General features: G+C 69.0%; 12 protein-coding genes. 3 read left to right on the top strand and 9 right to left on the bottom strand.

The window, feature by feature from the left end; translation table 11 throughout:
• Positions 1 to 6: 6 nt before the first annotated feature.
• The gene (locus BLR21_RS09965) at positions 7 to 2,415 is read right to left on the bottom strand and encodes an ATP-binding protein (protein ID WP_090005506.1); all 2,409 of its coding nucleotides are present in this window, start codon (positions 2,413 to 2,415) and stop codon (positions 7 to 9) included.
• A 204-nt stretch (positions 2,416 to 2,619) separates the two neighbouring features.
• On the opposite strand from BLR21_RS09965, the gene BLR21_RS09970 reads away from it, so the two are divergent.
• Complete coding sequence (locus BLR21_RS09970) at positions 2,620 to 3,333, top strand: response regulator (RefSeq protein WP_090005507.1); 714 nt, start codon at positions 2,620 to 2,622, stop codon at positions 3,331 to 3,333.
• Between the two features lie 142 nt (positions 3,334 to 3,475).
• The gene (locus tag BLR21_RS09975; RefSeq protein WP_256334591.1) at positions 3,476 to 4,336 is read left to right on the top strand and encodes a DNA-3-methyladenine glycosylase family protein; all 861 of its coding nucleotides are present in this window, start codon (positions 3,476 to 3,478) and stop codon (positions 4,334 to 4,336) included.
• Here BLR21_RS09975 and BLR21_RS09980 read toward each other — a convergent pair.
• Together BLR21_RS09980 and BLR21_RS09985 are read right to left on the bottom strand one after the other, a co-directional pair.
• On the bottom strand, positions 4,242 to 5,189 hold the full coding sequence (locus BLR21_RS09980; protein WP_090005509.1) for a serine/threonine-protein kinase: 948 nt from the start codon (positions 5,187 to 5,189) through the stop codon (positions 4,242 to 4,244). The two genes, BLR21_RS09975 and BLR21_RS09980, sit on opposite strands and share 95 nt — an antisense overlap.
• Before the next feature lie 107 nt (positions 5,190 to 5,296).
• The gene (locus BLR21_RS09985) at positions 5,297 to 6,679 is read right to left on the bottom strand and encodes an N-6 DNA methylase (protein ID WP_176929555.1); all 1,383 of its coding nucleotides are present in this window, start codon (positions 6,677 to 6,679) and stop codon (positions 5,297 to 5,299) included.
• 53 nt (positions 6,680 to 6,732) lie between these two features.
• On the opposite strand from BLR21_RS09985, the gene BLR21_RS09990 reads away from it, so the two are divergent.
• On the top strand, positions 6,733 to 7,428 hold the full coding sequence (locus tag BLR21_RS09990; RefSeq protein WP_090005511.1) for a PP2C family protein-serine/threonine phosphatase: 696 nt from the start codon (positions 6,733 to 6,735) through the stop codon (positions 7,426 to 7,428).
• Positions 7,429 to 7,525: 97 nt separating this feature from the next.
• Here BLR21_RS09990 and BLR21_RS09995 read toward each other — a convergent pair whose 3' ends face one another.
• The 6 genes from BLR21_RS09995 to BLR21_RS10020 form a co-directional block, all read right to left on the bottom strand.
• Complete coding sequence (locus BLR21_RS09995) at positions 7,526 to 9,295, bottom strand: alpha/beta hydrolase (protein ID WP_256334592.1); 1,770 nt, start codon at positions 9,293 to 9,295, stop codon at positions 7,526 to 7,528.
• 176 nt (positions 9,296 to 9,471) lie between these two features.
• The gene (locus BLR21_RS10000) at positions 9,472 to 10,362 is read right to left on the bottom strand and encodes a helix-turn-helix transcriptional regulator (RefSeq protein WP_256334593.1); all 891 of its coding nucleotides are present in this window, start codon (positions 10,360 to 10,362) and stop codon (positions 9,472 to 9,474) included.
• A gap of 313 nt (positions 10,363 to 10,675) precedes the next feature.
• Positions 10,676 to 11,419, bottom strand: a complete 744-nt coding sequence (gene cobF, locus BLR21_RS10005) for a precorrin-6A synthase (deacetylating) (RefSeq protein ID WP_090005641.1) — start codon at positions 11,417 to 11,419, stop codon at positions 10,676 to 10,678.
• 13 nt (positions 11,420 to 11,432) lie between these two features.
• Positions 11,433 to 12,653 (bottom strand): phenylacetate--CoA ligase family protein, encoded by a 1,221-nt coding sequence (locus tag BLR21_RS10010; RefSeq protein WP_090005512.1) that lies wholly within the window; start codon positions 12,651 to 12,653, stop codon positions 11,433 to 11,435.
• A 3-nt stretch (positions 12,654 to 12,656) separates the two neighbouring features.
• Positions 12,657 to 15,128, bottom strand: a complete 2,472-nt coding sequence (locus BLR21_RS10015; RefSeq protein WP_090005513.1) for an acyl-CoA reductase — start codon at positions 15,126 to 15,128, stop codon at positions 12,657 to 12,659.
• Positions 15,125 to 16,234: a LuxE/PaaK family acyltransferase gene (locus BLR21_RS10020; protein ID WP_218130820.1), complete on the bottom strand. Its 1,110-nt coding sequence runs from the start codon at positions 16,232 to 16,234 to the stop codon at positions 15,125 to 15,127. The genes BLR21_RS10015 and BLR21_RS10020 overlap by 4 nt, the downstream gene beginning before the upstream one ends.

The following is a 16,234-nucleotide window of genomic DNA, read 5'->3' on the forward strand; positions in this document are numbered from 1 at the left end:
ACACGCTCAGCCGATAGCGCGCTCCGCACCCCAGGCCGCGATGTCCTCCCGGCTCCGCAGCCCCAGCTTGTCCCGCAGCCGCTGCAGCCGGGAGGCCACGGTCCGCACGGACACGTTGAGCCGGTTCGCGATCTGCTGGTTCGTGAGCCCGCTCGCCAGCAACGCGATCACCCGCCGCTCGTGGTCGTCGAGCGAGTCGAACGCCGCCTCGGTGCGGTCCAGCCACACCTCGTCCTGGATGAACGCCTCGGTGTCGGCGGCGGTCAACGGGGTGGCCGCGGCCTCTGCGCGCGCGACGGGCAGCATCAGCCGTGCGGTTCGCATGGCCCCCGCGACCTTTTCCGCCCAGAACGGGTTCGGCACCACACCGACAGACCGGCGCATGGCCCGTCCGGTCGCTTCGAGTCGTAGCGCGCGCTCGGCCTGACCGCGCGTCAAGGCGACCACGGCTAGACCTTCCAGGGCGTCGGGAGCGGTCATCGGGTTGAGGCCGTCCATCCGCAGCGCCTCCTGGAAGGCGTGCGTGGCCTCGTCCAGGTCGCCCTGCACCAACGCGACGGCGCCGCGTGTGTTGAGAGCGGAGGCGATGCGCGCGGGAACGCCCGACGCGCGCGAGATGGGCAACGCGGACATGACGTTCTTCTCGGCGCGTTCGTGCTTGCCCAGCGACAACGCCGTGCGTGCCAGATCGACCAATGCCGTCGCACGGGCGAGGGGTTCGCCCAGCAACTCCGCGACGCGCAGGCATTCGGTGTTGTTCTCGACCGACGCCTCCCACTCGCCGGACGACTGCTGGACGGCCGCCAGCGTGCTGCGGCTGCTCATCACGAGCGCGGGCTGTCCGATGTCCCTGACCAGCCGCGACGCCTCGGCGGAGAGTTCGGCGGCCTCGTCGTGATCGCCCTGCTCGGCCGCGAACCTGGCGGCGTGGTTCAGCGCCACGCAACGGTAGTCGTCCCGGGTGGATGGTCGCCGCAGCGCGTCCCGCAGCATCACCCGCGCCTGGCCGAGCAGTCCGCGCCGAGCGGTGCAGTCCGCCAGGGCAGCGGTGAGCAGCAGCAACCGTTCGTCGGCGCGATCGGCCGCCCACTCGACGGTGCCGAGCAGGCTGTCGACGTGGTTGTCGAGCTTGTGCTGCACGTCCGCGGGCATCGACAGGGGTGCGGTGATCAGCACGTCCGACAGGTCCGTGAACCAGCGGGCCAGTGCCTCGTAGGCGACGTCCAGCTCGCCGGCCGCCAGCAGCTTCTCCTTGGCGTGCAAGCGAATCGTTTCCAGTTGACGAAACCGCGTCGTGCCGGGGATGGCCGCCAGCAACGACTTCGCCTGCAGCCGCGACAGCACGTCCAGCACGGGTTCCGCGGAGCGTTCCGACGAGCAGACCTCGTTGGCCGCGGCCAGGTCGAACCCGCCGTCGAAGACGGAAAGCCGCCGCAGCGCGAACTGCTCGTCCGGCCGCAGCAGCTGGTAGCTCCAGTCGATGGCCTCGCGCAGCGAACTCTGGCGCGACGGCGACTTGCGGCAGCCCAGCGTCAGCAGTTCCAGCGGCTCGTCCATGCGGTCGCAGATGGCCGTGACCGGCAACAACTGCACCCAGCGCGCCGCCAGTTCGATCGCGAGCGGCATGCCTTCCAGCCGTGCGCACAACAGGGCGACCGCGGCGGTGTCGTCGAGGGTCAGCCGGAAGTCGGGCTTGCGCTCACGGGCCCTGTCCACGAACAGCTTCACGGCCTCCGAGCGCGGCGCCGCCGTCGTGACCAGGTCCCGATCCGTTGAGGGAACAGGCAGACCCTCGACGTGGAAGCTGACCTCACCGGTGATCCAGAGGGCTTCGCGTGACGTCGCGAGCACCCGGACGCCGGGGCAGCGGTTGAGCAGCATGTCGGTGAGTTCGGCGCACGTGTCGAGGAGGTGCTCGCAGTTGTCGAGGACCACGAGCACTTTCATGTTCACGAGCGTCTCGACCACGGTGTCGCGCAACGGTTCGTCGGACTGAACGGTGACCCCGAGCGCGTCAGCGAGGGCTGGCATGACGTCTCGGGAAGCGGTGATCTCGCCCAGCGCGACGAGGAGGACCCGGTCGGTTCTCCCGCGTCGCAGTCTTCCGGCGGCCTCCAGTGCGAGCCTCGTCTTGCCCGCACCCGCACTGCCGACGAGCGTAACGAGACGATGCCTGCGCAGGAGCTGGTCGAGTTTCGAGAGCTCCTGCTGGCGGCCGACGAACGTGTCGCGCGCGGCGGGCAGGTTCGAGAGCACCCGCATGTTCTGCCTGGTGACGGGCGTTGCCGTGGACACGGTGACGCGGCGGCGATACGCCCGTTGGCGGCATGCGTTGGAGCAGTAGGACCTGCGTTGCTCGGAGGTGGCGGGAGGCATCGTGCCGTCGCACAGCGCGCAACGCCCGTTGCTGGTCATGAGTCCCTCTCCTCAAGCCGTAACGGCAGGTTGTTCCTGTCTCGGTCCGGCGTTCTCGCAGGTCGTGTGTGGTGACCCGTTATGTGCAACCCGTTACGCCTGCGTGTGCGTGAGACGGTTCGCAACCTCTTCGTTATGCCTGCCTTCCCGTAGTCCTCGTTCGGGAACAAACTGGTGACTGGTCCGGTCTGACAGGGAGTGCGCATGACGTTGACGACGAGCACCTCGTGGGCGAGCGCAGGTCTGCAACTGGTGGACAAACCGCGCACGATCACCGTCGGCATCGCCGACGACGAGGTTCTGATCCGCACTGGAGTACGCGGTGTGCTGGAGCGCGCCGGCAACGTCGTGGTGGTCGGCGAGGCCGGTGACGGCGGCGGAGCGCTCGAACTCGCGCGGCGCCAGCGTCCGCAGGTACTGCTGATGGACGCCTCCATGCCGGGCATGGAAGGCCTCGCGGCGGTGCGGCTGGTGCGCAGGCACGTGCCGGGCACGCAGGTGATCATGCTGTGCACCCCGCCGACCGAGGAGATGCTCTTCCCCGCGCTGCGCGCCGGCGCGGCGGGATTCCTCTTCAAGAGCGGTGAACCCGACGCGCTGGTGAACGCCGTGCGCGCCGTCGCCGCCGGAGAGGCGATCCTCTCGCCGTCCGCGACGCGTGCGTTGATCGACCACTTCACCGGCGCCGACTCGGAACGCCGTGACGCCGCGCGCAGCCGCATCGGCCTGCTCACCCGACGTGAGCAGGAAGTGTTGGTGTACCTGGCGCAGGGCATGGCGAATGCACGGATCGCACGGCTCATGTACCTCTCAGAAGGGGCTATCAAGGCCCACGTCAGCCGACTGCTGACGAAACTTCGGTGCGACAACCGCGTCCAGGCCGCTCTCATCGCACGCGACGCCGCCCTTCCATGCTGAAACCGACAACTCTTGCCACGGCGCGACGGTCAGCCTAGCCACGGATTTTCGCGCCGCGAAGCAGGTCACCCGGTTGGCCCCGTCCGGAATGATGTCGCTTTCCCGCCAGCGTCCCGATTGGAATGGCGCCATGCTGGCGGGTATGCCGCCGGCCACGTTCTCAGAACAGTTGCACTTTCAAGCACCATTGTGTCCTGACAACCTGTTCGGCCACCTCATCGCCACCGCCGTGCCCGGTGTGGAGGAGTGGCGGAACGGTGTCTACCGGCGCAGCTTGCGGCTTCCTTGCGGTTTCGGCATCGCGTCTTTGCGGCCGTTCCCGGATCACGTCGAGTGCACGCTGCAACTGTCGGATTCTCGCGATTCGGCTAGTGCTCTAGACCTTTGCCGGTTTCTGCTGGACCTCGACGCTGATCCATTGGCGATCGATGCGGCGTTGTCCGCGGATCCTCTTTTGGCGCCGCTGGTTTCGGTTGCTCCGGGGCGTCGTGTGCCGCGCACGGTCGACGGCGCGGAGTTCGCCATTCGCGCCGTGCTGGGTCAACAGGTGTCGACGAAAGCCGCGCGCACGCACGCCGCACGCCTCGTGGCGGCTTTCGGTACGCCGGTGGGGGACCTGTACCTGTTCCCGCTGTCGTTCGATCCCGCGGCGCTGGCGATGCCCGAGTCCCGCCGCCGCACGATGGCCGCGTTGCTGGACGCCCTCGAGTCCGGTTTGGACCTGTCTCCCGGCGCGGACCGAGCCGTTGCGCGCGAATGGCTTTCGTCGCTGCCGGGCTTCGGCCCGTGGACGGTCGAGTCGATCCTGATGCGCTCTTTGGGCGATCCCGACGCGTTCCTGCCGACCGATCTCGGGATTCGGCTGGCCGCGGAGGCTCTCGGACTGCCGTCGACGCCCGCGGCGCTGGTCAGGCGTTCGGAGGCGTGGCGGCCGTGGCGTGCGTACGCGGTGCAGCACCTGTGGGCGACCGGTGATCACGAGGTGAACCGAATCCCGGCCTGACCTGCACGCTCGAGTACATCGCCGTCGAGCCGTCCCGCACGAAACCGGGCAACGCCGGCGGATCCTGCGCAAACCCTTGCAGGTCCTCGAAAACCTCCAGCGCCGTCGCCGGCCGCCCGTCGGGTTCCTTGGCCAGCAACCGTTGCACCAACGGGTCGAGCGCGCCCTCGACCGCGCGGGGCACCTCTTTGACGTGCTTGTCGAACACCGCGTAGGCCGTCGGCCCGGTGAAGAGTTGTTCGCCCGTCAGCATCTCGTGCAGCACGCATCCCAGCGCGTACAGGTCGCTGCGCGGCTCTGCGGTGCCACGCTGGATCTGTTCCGGCGCCATGTACGAGGGTGTGCCGAGGATCTGACCGGCTCGGCTGAACGGCGCGACGTCACTCTCCCGCAGCAGCGCGAGGCCGAAGTCCAGCACCTTCACCGCCCCGTCCGGGCACAGCATCAGGTTGGTGGGCTTGAGATCGCGGTGGCAGATGCCGCGTTCGTGCGCCGCGGCCAGCACCGCGGCGGTCTGCGCGGCGATGTTCGCGGCCCAGGCCTGCGGCAGCGGGCCGAACTCGCCGACCAGGTCCGCGACCGTGACGCCGTCGACGAACTGCATGACCTGGAAGAGGCGCTGCTCGAACGTCCCGAAGTCGTACAGGACGGGCACTCCGGGGTGTTCCAGCCTGGCGACGATCCGCGCTTCACGCGCGAAGCGCTGCGCCACCTCGTCGTCGCTGCCGGGCAGCCGCAGCAGCTTGACCGCGACGCGCCGATCCAGCCGCAGGTCCCGGCCCTTGTGCACGGCCCCCATGCCACCCCGCCCCAGCGGCAGGTCGTCGATCTCATAGCGGTCGGCGATCAGCACCCCGGGAGCCTAACTGCCGTCACCTGTTCGCCCACCCCGCGCTTCCTCGTACGCGAGGCGACGGTAACAGCGTTTCAGGACATCCCGATCGGGTGAATCTGCCGCCATCACGCCGGCCCGACCTGTCCGCTCAGGAGTCCACTGTAGCCCAGACGGACCAGCGTGGCGGCCTCGTCCAGGCCTGTTTCCAGCGCTTTGAGCTGCGCGAACGCCCGGCCGTACCGCTGTTGTCCCGCCAGCGGCAGCGACGGGACCTGCGTCCGGCGCACATCGAGCCGGGTCGAGCCGGTCGGCGTCCTGGCGAACGCGGCGCGCAGCACGCCTTCGAGAAAGTCCGGGTCGAGCTTGCGTGGGTCGATCTCGTACGTCGCGCCGGTGGGGGACGTGACGACGTGCCGGCCGGGGGCCGCGCGGACCAGCTCGCCGATCGTGGTCATCGGGGGATCGTCCTGCTGCCGCAGCTCGGGCAACGGCGGCAGGCCGAACGTCGGCTGTGCCGCGAGGTAGGCGGACGCGTCGGTGCCGCTGCGGCGCGACGGACTGAGGTCGACGTCGTCGTCCAGCAGGTCGATGACCCGCGTGTTCGGGTCGAGCGGGCCCGGTGTCTCCAGGAGCGCGATGTACTCGAGTGCGCGGCCGATCGGGTTGCGCAGCAGCCACAGATCACGCCCCGGCTGCACGGTCATCACCGCGCGCAACGCCCCGGCGCGCAGCAGGTTGCCGCGGATCCGCTTGCCCGGCCTCCTCGACGCCGCCGCCGACGGCAGCAGCACCGCCACCAGCCCGCCGGGCTTCGCCAGCGACAGGCAGTGCTGCAACCAGGCCAGCTCCGGTTCGCCGCGAGGCGGCAGGCCGTAGGTCCACCGGGCGTCGCCGACCAGTTCCTCGTGCCCCCACGCCCGGTCGTGCCACGGCGGATCGCACACCACCGCGTCTGCCTTCACCTGCACCCCGTTGTGCCGCAACGAGTCGCCGGTGAAGATCTGCGCGGCCGGCATCCGGCGCCGCGCGATGACGGCCGACACGGGATCGAGCTCCTGCCCGATCTTGTTCCGCGCCCTGGAGGCCTTCAGCAGACTCCCCGTGCCGCACGCCGGATCGATCACCGTGTCGCCGTCCGTCGTGGCCAGGACGACCTCGACGACCTCGGGCGGAGTGGGGTTCAGCAGCCGCGAGTGGGCCTCCAGGTACCGCTCGTGCAGGTACTCGAACGTCTCCGCGTCGGCCTCGACCGCGGCCAGTGCCTGGCCGAGCTTCAGATCGTCCGCGGTCCGCAACCGCGTCCACAGCCGCTCGGCCGGGGAGACCCGGAACGGCTTCCCGTTGCGCCGAAGCCATAACTCCACGTCGCGCAACAGGTACAACGGACTGGAGGCCGTCCCACCGACCGGCGACGGAAAGTCCTCGAACCGCCGCCGCCAGTTCGACACGGCCGCCCGCCCCACATCGGCGAGGCGCGCTATGTCACCGGCATTGACAGTCTCATCCATGTTCACAACCGTATTGCTTGTGAACTCACTTCACAACTGATCTACTGGAGAACATGACACACGAGCTGCGCATCGCCGTGGCGACCGATCCTGGGCTCGTCCGTGAGCACAACGAGGATTCGGTCTACGTCCGCGCGGATCTGCAGGCCGTGGCGGACGGCATGGGCGGCCACGAGCACGGCGAAGTGGCCAGCGCACTCGCGGTCAACGTCCTCGCGGGCTGGGAGGGCGACCTGGGGCCCGCCGTGGCCGAGATCGCGCGCAGACTCGACGCCGAGACGCCCCAGGGCGCCGGCACCACGCTGACCGCCATCCGGTGGGAGGGCCTCGCCTTCCAACTGGCGCACATCGGCGACTCCCGCGCGTACGTGCTCAGGGAAGGCGAACTCCGCCAGATCTCCCACGACCACACCATGGTCCAGGCGTTGGTGGACGCCGGTCGCATGACACCGGAAGAAGCCCTGGTGCACCCGCGCCGCGCCTACGTGCTGCGCGCCCTGCAGTCCGGCAACTCGCACGACCCCGATCTCTCGTGGCACCAGGCCAAGATCGAGGACCGTTACCTGCTCTGCAGCGACGGCCTGACCGACTACACCGACCTCGGTGACGTCCACGAGATCCTGCTGTCCACGGAGGACGGAACAGAGGCGGCCTGGCAGCTGATCGCACTGGCGAACGGCAACGGCGGCCCGGACAACATCACCTGCGTCGTCATCGACGTGGTCCGCAAGAAATGGTGGCAGCGCTAGGGAAAGCTGCTCGGCGGGACGGGAAGCGAGAGCGACCGCCCGCAGATGGAAACGGTCCCCGGCACAGCGTGCCGGGGACCGTTGCTCTGCAAGGGTGTTACAGGTTGGCCGGCATGCCCGACTCGTCGGCAGCCGCCGTCGAGGAACCGCTCAGCAGGTCCTTGACGATCTTGTTGGCTTCCTTCACCGCGGGCGTGATCATCTTGATCTTGACCTTGCCGTTGGTGAGCTTGCCGCCGACCTCGAACGTCTTGTCCTCACCGGGCAGCGGAAGCGCCTGGCAGCCCGTGAACTGCTTGCGCGGGGTGGCACCGGTCTGGAAGAAGAAGACGATCGGGTCGTCGACGCAGTCCGTGTTGTACGGGAACAGGCCGTGCGAGCCCTCGTTGTCGACGCTGATCAGCTTGGCCTTCGGCAGCGCCTTCGCCGTGGCGAGGCCACCCTCGTAGGCGGTGGCGGCGTCGAGCTCGGACTGCGCGACCAGCAGACGCGGGAACGTCTTCTTGTCCGGCTTCGGCATCGCGTTCTTCGTCGGCCAGTACGCGCACAGCGGGGTGCCCATGAACGGCGCGATGAACGGCGCGTTCACGGTCAGGTCGGCGAGCCAGTAGTTCCAGTAGTGCAGGTTCTGGTTCCACTGACCGTCCTGGCAGCGGATCGCCTCGAACGTCGCGTCCCAGGTCTCGACCTCGGCGGCGGCGGTCGTGGTCTTCACCGCGACGCGCTCCTTCTTGGCGATGGCGGCGAGCGCGTTGGACTTGGCCTTCGCGATGAACGCCTTGTTCTCGTCGCTGAGGCCCTTGGTGGCCAGCATCTTCGAGACGAGCTGCTCGACCTTCTCCGCGTCCGTGCCGGCGGCCGGGGTGCCGATCACCGCGGACACCGCAGCGGCCGCGGTCGGGTACTGGGACGTGTCGTACATGGCCGGGATCACGAACCACGCGACGAACAGCTGACCCAGGAACTCACGCGTGCCGCCGGCCTTCTCCCAGTTGCGGCGGATCTCCATCGGGTCGGTGCCCTGGCCGTACTCGGCGTCGTTGCGCGCCATGTACGGCAGCAGCGCCTCCTGGAACTGGCGGTCGCGGGTGCGCGGCTGCAGGTCCCAGGTGTTCTCGAGGGTCGTCTGCGAGGCGTCGACGGCCGAGTCGAGCAGGAAGCGGTGCGCCTTGCCCGGGAACGTAGCGGCGTACCAGGTGCCGAGCCACGTGCCGTAGGAGTAGCCGATGTAGCTCATCTTCTTCTCGCCGAGCACGACGCGGATGAAGTCCATGTCGTATGCGGTCTGCTCGGTGGTGATGAACTTGGTCAGCGGGTTCTCGAGGCAGCCGTCGACCTTCGCCTTGTTCAGCACGTTGATGTCGGTGCTGTTCGGGACGGTGTAGCTGCACTTGAGCGGCGTGGAGAGGCCGACACCGCGCGGGTCGAAGCCGATGAAGTCGTACTGGCCGGCGAGGACCGGGGTGCGCAGGGCCATCGCCGCGCCCCACGGCAGGCCGGAGCCGCCGGGGCCACCGGGGTTGACCAGCGCGATGCCCTGACGGCTGGTGCCCTTGTACGCGGTCTCGGTCTTGGAGACGCGGATGCCGATCGTGTTGCCGTCGGCCGGGTTGTGCCAGTCGCGCGGGACCTGGATGGTCGCGCAGGCGAGACCCTTGACGGTCTTGAACCTCTTGACGGTCTCCTCGGCCACGCCGGGGAAGGTGCACTCCTCCCAGGTCACCTGTTGCGTGGCGAGGGCACCCGCGAGTGCCTGGGTGTCCGGGTCCTGCTTGGCGGCCGCGCTCGCCGTCGGCGTGAGCACGATGCTCGTCGCGATCAGCGCCCCTGTGACCGCGGCGATGCCGCCTCTGAAGTACTGCCTCACGGTAGATCCCTTCCTGCCCCCGCACGGCCTGGGTAAGACCGCGCTTGCAACAGAGGAGAAAGGAAAAAACCGCGTTTAACACTCGTGGGTGATGGCAGAAAGTCGCCATGTCTGGAAACCGTCACCGATCGTGTTCACAGAGTGATGAAGATCGTCAGCTCTGTGACATCGGGTGACTAAAGCCAACCCCGCCGTGATGCCTGGACGCCGAGCTGGAACCGGGTCTGCGCCCCCAGCAACTGCTGCAGCCGGCTCACCCGGCGGTGCACCGTGCGTTCGCTGACGCCGAGCTCGCGCGCGATCGACTCGTCCGTCAGACCGGCGCTGAGCAGCGCCATCAGCCTCCGGGTAGCCGTGGTCGGCTCCTGCTGGGTGTCCTCCTGGCCGCCGGGGGTGATCGACACCGCCATCCGCCAGAACGCCTCGAACAACTCGATCAACGCGCTCAGTAGCACGGACGGGTGAATGAGAAGCGCGACCACGTTCCCGCCCGTGACGGTCGGCACCGCGATCAACGCCCGGTCCGAGTCGGCGATCACGAGTTTCAGCGGCACGCCGGGGAACGTCCGCGCCTGCTCGCCCACCGCGATGCTCTCCTGCACGGACGCGAATCCGCGTTCGGTCTGCAGCAACGCCGACTCGTACACGACCCGGTAGGCGACACCGCGGGCCAGCGCCGGAGGCTGCGCGGGACTCGCCTCCGGCTGAGGGCTCAGGTACGAACCGGGATCGAGCGCCCGGATCTCCGACTTGGCCTGGCTCTGCATCTCCTCGAACGCGCTGATCACCTCGTCCGCCTCCGTGAGGACCTCGACGAAGTCGACCTCCTTCGCACCGCGCTCGGCATAGGCGGCGGCCAGGACCTCAGCGGTCTCCCTGGCCCGCGCTGCCGCGACCTCGTGCCCCGAGGCGACCGCGGCCAGCGCGGAACGCGGCGGGCGCACGTCGTTGTTCCGGATCAGCCCGAGCCGTTCGAGCTCCTCATGTGCCGGGCCGGGCTCGGTGACGTCTCCGCGCAGCATCGCCAGGTAGAGCTTCTCGGCCTCCGGCGACAGCCCCTCGTGCACACGACTCCCCTCGGTGGTTCTGAACCGAAGGTACCTGGCCGGACAGTAGGAACCCGCCTTAGGCGAACCGGCGCATCGCCCCGACGAACAGGGCGTCGAACGCCCGGTCGGACAGCACCCTGCGCGAACAGGATCGGCCGCGCCCCGAGCCGTCAACCAACCGGTTGGTTGTCCCGACCAACCGGTTGGTTGGAATGATCTCCTGGACATGGTCGTGCACATGTCGATCCTGGCGTTCACCACCCCGAACGCGACCCCTGCACTCGTCGAACGCTCGGTCAGCCGCCTGATCGCCGAGTAGGGCGTTTCCTCGTCAGCTACGGCGCAGCAGGTAGGTGTCCATGATCCAGCCCTTGCGCGCACGGGCCTCGTCACGCACCTCGCGGATCCGCGCCGCCACGTCCCCGACCCGCCCCGACACCAGGATCTCGTCCGGCATCCCGAGGTAGGCGCCCCAGTAGATCCACGTGTCCGGGTCGACGCCCTCGAACGAGTACGTCGCGTCCAGCATCACGGCCACGTCGTCCACATCGGACGGCCACCCGGCGGCCAGCCGGCGGCCGGTCGTGATCTGCACCGGCTTGCCGACCTGGTTCAGCGACACGCGGTGGCCCGCGGTCAACGCGGCCACCGACGTCACGCCCGGGATGACCTCCACCTCGAACGACTCGCCGCGGGCCAGCAGGTCGTCGAGGATCGCCAGCGTCGAGTCGTACAGGGACGGGTCGCCCCACACCAGGAACGCCCCGACCTCGTCCTCGCCCAGTTCCGAGAGCAGCCCCCGGACGACGTCCGCGCGGTCGCGGCGCCAGGCGTCGATCGTCGCCCTGTAGTCGGTGGGGTTGCGGTCGCGTTCCGGATCCCGGCCCTCGACCCAGCGGTACGGGCGCGTCACGTGCTCCGCCAGGATCGACGCGCGCAGGTCGACGAGCTCCTGCTTCGCGGAACCCTTGTCCAGCACGAAGTACACGTCGACCGTCTGCAACGCCTTGACGGCCTGCACCGTCAGGTGGTCGGGATTGCCCGCGCCGATACCGATGACCAGGATCTTTCGCACCGGCACACACTAACTACACGGGGCGCTCGTCGAGGAGCCGCAGGGTCTTGCCTGTGCGGGGATTCACCTCCAGCGTGGCCACCCACTCCACCGCGAGCGGTGCCACGACGCCCCGGCCGGCCTGCAGTGCGAACCGCGGGCTGATCCGGTGCACCTCGTCCTGGACGGCGGAGACGTCCTGCGCCGCACCGGCGATGCGCAGCACCAGCTGGTCTCGTGCGTCGATCCGGCGGATGACGACCTGCACGCCGTTGTGCGTGATCCCGGCGCGGTCGACGGCGGCCCGCAGGTGGTCGAGGTGCAACGTCACGGGGCCGACCCGCGCGCCCTCGTCGGCGCGGCCGAGCAGGCGGAAGATCCCGTCCTCCACGTCGACCCATTCGGCCAGGTCGCCGACCGGGTAACGGATCATCGGCTGCAGCCGCCGGGTGAGGTCGGTCTGCAGCAACCGGCCCGGCCGGCCCGGCGAGGTGATCGGCCTGCCGGTGCCGGCGTCGACGATCTCCAGCACCGAGCTGTCCACAAAGGAACGGAACACCCTCGGGTCGTCCGAGCCGAGCACCGCCGTGCCGATGATCCCGCCGTCCACGCTGCCGTAGACGAACGACCGGAACTCGGCGCCGGGAAACGCTTCGAGCAGGAGTGCGCGCTGGTCGTCGTACAGGGCCTCGCCGCTGAACAGGACCAGCCGCACCGACGGCAGTGAGCCGGCCTCGGAACGAACGTGCGCGGCCAGCCGGCACAGCGTCGTCGGGAAGCCCGCGACGACGGTGGCGTCGAAGTCCAGCATCGTGGTCAGCGTGAACTCGACCGGCGCGCTGCCGGTGATCGGCAGCTGCACCAGGTCGATCGGGGAGTGTTGCAACGCGTTCAGGGCGAAGACGAAGCTGGAGTAGAGCTCGCCGGCGGCGAAGAGGTTCGCGATGCGGTCGCCGTGCCGCAGTCCGGCCGCGGGCAGCGTTTCCGCGTACGTGCGGCACATCGCGTCCCATTCCCCGTTGGTGTAGAAGGAGACGCGAGGGGCCTTGGTGGTGCCGCCGGTCTTGAAGATCAGGCCGTCGGTGTGCGCGCTGGTCAGCACCTGGTTGTCGCGGACGGTGTTCGCGGCCCAGAACGCGGCCTGGTCGACCACGGGCAGGTCGGCCAACGGCGTCGAGGAGTCGTAGCCGTCGTACAGGTCCCGGTAGAACGGGGAGTGCGTGCGGGCGTAGCAGACGAGGTCGAGCACGGACATCGTTCACACACTCCTGCTGCTGCGCCGGTCGACGACCGCGATCAACTTGCCGCTGCTCTTCGTCCGCTGGAAGTCCGCGAGTGGCACGTTCTCGACGCGCACGGTCAGCAGCCCGTCCTGCTCGACGGCCTCGGACACCTCCGGATAGAGCGACAGCAGCGTGCGATGGGTGACCGCGGGCTCCGGCGCGCGGCCGTTTTCCAGTCGTACGACCAGCTCTTCGCCCCGAGCGTCCTCGTTCAGCTCGACCTGGAACGCGCCGGAGTAGCTGTGCTCGTCCTCCAGGATCGTGAGGAACCGCCGGTAGTTCAACGTCTGCGCGGCGGCCCGGAACACGTCTCCGGTGCGTCCCAGCAGCTCGAACCGGGGCGTCTGACGGCCGCACGGGCAGGCGCCGGGGACCCAGCGGCCCAGGTCGCCGATCTCGTAGCGCTCCAGCCGCTGGCCCCGCCGCGTGTGCGTGGTGAAGACGAGCCTGCCGGGTTCGCCCGACGAGACGAGACGGTCCGTCTCGCGATCAAGGATCTCCAGCGTGTGCAGACCGGTGAACAGGTGGTGCACCTTGCCGGTCGAAGCCTGGCACTGATAGCCGACGGGCCCCGCGTCGACCGTCGCGTAGGCGGCCGAGCGGATGGTCTCGACGCCGAACTCGTCCCGCAACCGCGCGATGGCCTGCGCGCCGAAGTGCTCGCCCGCGTAGAAGATCTTGCGGATGCCGCCGTACTCCTTCAGCATCGAGCCGTGCTCGGCGAAGAGCCGTTGCACGAACGACGGCGCGGTCAGCAGCGTGTCGACGCGGTTGTCCACAATGGCCTGGGCGATCGCGTCGAGCTGGCCCCACTCGCCGCCCATCGGGAACTGCACGGCGTTCATCCGCTCCAGCGCGGAGAAGAAGCTCACGAAGCTCGCGTACATGTGGCCGTTGAAGAACAGGTTCATGACGCGGTCGTGGCGCGGGTCGAGCCCGGTGGCGAGCAACGCCTCGGCGCCGACCCACATCTGCTCGTCCCAGTCGGCCCAGGTGTACGCGGACAGCTTGGGCGCGCCGGAGCTGCCACCGCTGCGGAAGTACACGTCCGCCGGACGGTCCTGCAGCGTCTCGAAGTCCGCCTTCGGGGTCACCGGGACCGGGGGAACCGGAAGCTGGCGCGACTCGGCCAGGTCGTCCAGCGAGGCGTCCGCGGCGAACCTGTCGTCGAGCCGCACGGACACCCGGTTGCTGTAGCGCTGCAACGCGTAGACGCCGTCGTGCGGCTCGCCGCTGTAGCCGCCGAGCATCGAACCCGGCGTGGTGATCCGCTGCACGCCGACCGAGACGAACGAACGCGCGAGCGCGGCGGTGTCGGGCCGGTCCGCTGCGAGGCCGACGGTCTGCAGGTAACGGCGCATGGGCCGCAGCACGGAGGTGATCTGCTTGCGCGGCAAGGGCTTGACCCACACCGTCCGGTACAGCGGCGAGGTGCGCGGCGCGAACCGCACGTCGGCCAGCACGCGCCAGTTCTCGCCGGCGTGCACCTTCGTGAACCCGAGGTGTTCTTCCAGTTGCGTGACGAGGACGGTGTTCGTGATCTCCGCCCATTCGGCCTGCGACGGCTCGCGGGTCGGTGGTCCCGCCTGCTCCAGCACGGTGGCGAAGCGCTCGGCGAAGGCGAAGACCTGGGACGAGTCCTCGGTGTCGAGGTAGATCACCTGTGGACTGGAGCAGGCCTGCTGCTCCAGCCGGCACACGTCCGCGGCCAGCGCGCGCAGGGTGTCCACATCGGACCATGAGTCGCGGGTCAGGTAGGCGAACGACAGCTTCGGTCCCCAGTCGATCACCCGTGCGCCGGGCTTGGCCAGCTCGGTGACGCCGGTGATCGCCTCCTCGCCGCCCCACACCGCGACGGCGTCGGCGGCGCCGAGCATGCGCGACATCCAGTCGGTGCGCGAAGAGGAGAAGTGCAGCACGACGAGCCGCGCGGCGATCTGACCGGTCCGGTCGTGCGAGGCCAGTTCGGCGAGCACCTCGGCGGTGAACCCCGAGTCGTCCGACGCGACCTTGATGACGTTGAGGTTGCCCGAGAGCAGGCCCTCGACGGCGCTCAGGACGCCGGCGGCGGGTGCGTTGCCCGCCGTCACGTGAGCGAGCAGGCCAAGCGGCACCCAGGCCTCGTAGGTGGGCGTACGGAAGTCGAAGCGGACCATGCGGGCCGGGTCGAGGTTGCCGAGCTCGCGCTTCAGCTTGCGTTCCAGCGAACCGCGGCTCAACGCGTGCCGCAGCGCGTCCAGCGTCTCGTCGACCTCCACCTCGTCGAGGCCCCACGAGACCAGCGACGCGCGGTGCTGGTCCAGGTCCAGCTTCTCGGCGGCGGCCAGTACGACGAGCGGGTTCAGGCGCGGTCCGGTGATGACCTGCTGGGTGCGGTCGTCCAGCGTGTCGAGCCGCAGCGCCACAGCCTCGTCGCCGACCCACTCGCCCTGCCAGAAGTGCCTCATGCCTTGCCTTTCAGGAGCTCTGCTGCAGCGATGGCGCAGGAACGGTTGCGGGAGACGCCGGCGCGGCCGAGGATCTCGAACCACGGGGTCTCGTTGCCGCAACCGCACTCCTCAGGTGCGTGCAGTGCGGCCAGGTCACCCATCAGCACGCTCTGGGCGGGCGCCGAGGTGATGTACGGGGACACGAACTGGATGTAGCCGGACTCGCCGTACGGCAACGGTTCCAGCGTCCGGACGTCCCGGACGATCGCACGTGACCACGTCGGCACGTGCAGGTTGTGGTGCGCGCATTCGACGTAGGGCACCGAGTGCTCGACCGAGCCGTAGCTGTCGCGGATCCGCACGTCCGGGATACCGAGCATGCCGGTCACCTTCGCGCGCAGATCGGACTTGGAAATCTGCTTGTCCGCGTTGCCCTTCCAGCCACCGCCGAACCACACCATCGAGCGATCGTTGAGCCGCAAAGGTTCTACGCCCATCGCGCGCATGCGGTCGATGGTGAAACTCAGGAACGCCGGGAACCCGAAGATCCGCACCGGCCGGCCGCTGTCCGCGAACCGTTGCAGCGCACGGATGCTGCCGAACGCGTCGAACTCGTGCCCGCTGCCGGTGTGCGCGAGGCCGTAGTCGACGGACTCCACGGGCGCGAAGTCCGTCATGAACTGGCCGGTGAACGAGCTGCCGAGCTTCACGTCGGGTGCCGGCTGGTTCAGGTTGATCAGGTAGTGCGCCGGCTCGCGGGAGATGAACCCGTTGTGGTCGTAGATCCGCGCGACCATCCGCTGGCCGGCCCGCAGAGTCCAGGCGTCCCAGAACATCTGCGACTTCTGCCCGGTCGTGCCGGAGGAGGTGGCGTGCACGACGACCTCGGCGCGCGGCACCGACAGCACCTCGTGCATCTTGAAGAAGTTGGCGTGCACGAACGGCTGGTCCGTGATGTCCTTGAGCGGCTTGCCGTTCCACAGGCTGCGGAAGAACTCGTTGCGCTGCGCGTGCCAGCGGTTCGACTCGTTCATCGCTTCCAGGAACAGGTCCTCGTCGCTGTGGTCGTACGGCGCCGCGATGTCGCACAGCGCCTGGACGGCGCGCAGCGATGGGTCCGGCAC

The organism is Lentzea albidocapillata subsp. violacea (assembly GCF_900100275.1).
In the GTDB taxonomy this organism is placed as follows: domain Bacteria; phylum Actinomycetota; class Actinomycetes; order Mycobacteriales; family Pseudonocardiaceae; genus Lentzea; species Lentzea violacea.

Excerpts from the sequence above, each read along its gene's own strand:
- BLR21_RS09965 (WP_090005506.1), bottom strand. The coding sequence starts at position 2,415 with ATGACCAGCAACGGGCGTTGCGCGCTGTGCGACGGCACGATGCCTCCC.
- BLR21_RS09970 (WP_090005507.1), top strand. The coding sequence starts at position 2,620 with ATGACGTTGACGACGAGCACCTCGTGGGCGAGCGCAGGTCTGCAACTG.
- BLR21_RS09975 (WP_256334591.1), top strand. The coding sequence starts at position 3,476 with ATGCCGCCGGCCACGTTCTCAGAACAGTTGCACTTTCAAGCACCATTG.
- BLR21_RS09985 (WP_176929555.1), bottom strand. The coding sequence starts at position 6,679 with ATGGATGAGACTGTCAATGCCGGTGACATAGCGCGCCTCGCCGATGTG.
- BLR21_RS09990 (WP_090005511.1), top strand. The coding sequence starts at position 6,733 with ATGACACACGAGCTGCGCATCGCCGTGGCGACCGATCCTGGGCTCGTC.
- BLR21_RS10010 (WP_090005512.1), bottom strand. The coding sequence starts at position 12,653 with ATGTCCGTGCTCGACCTCGTCTGCTACGCCCGCACGCACTCCCCGTTC.
- BLR21_RS10015 (WP_090005513.1), bottom strand. The coding sequence starts at position 15,128 with ATGAGGCACTTCTGGCAGGGCGAGTGGGTCGGCGACGAGGCTGTGGCG.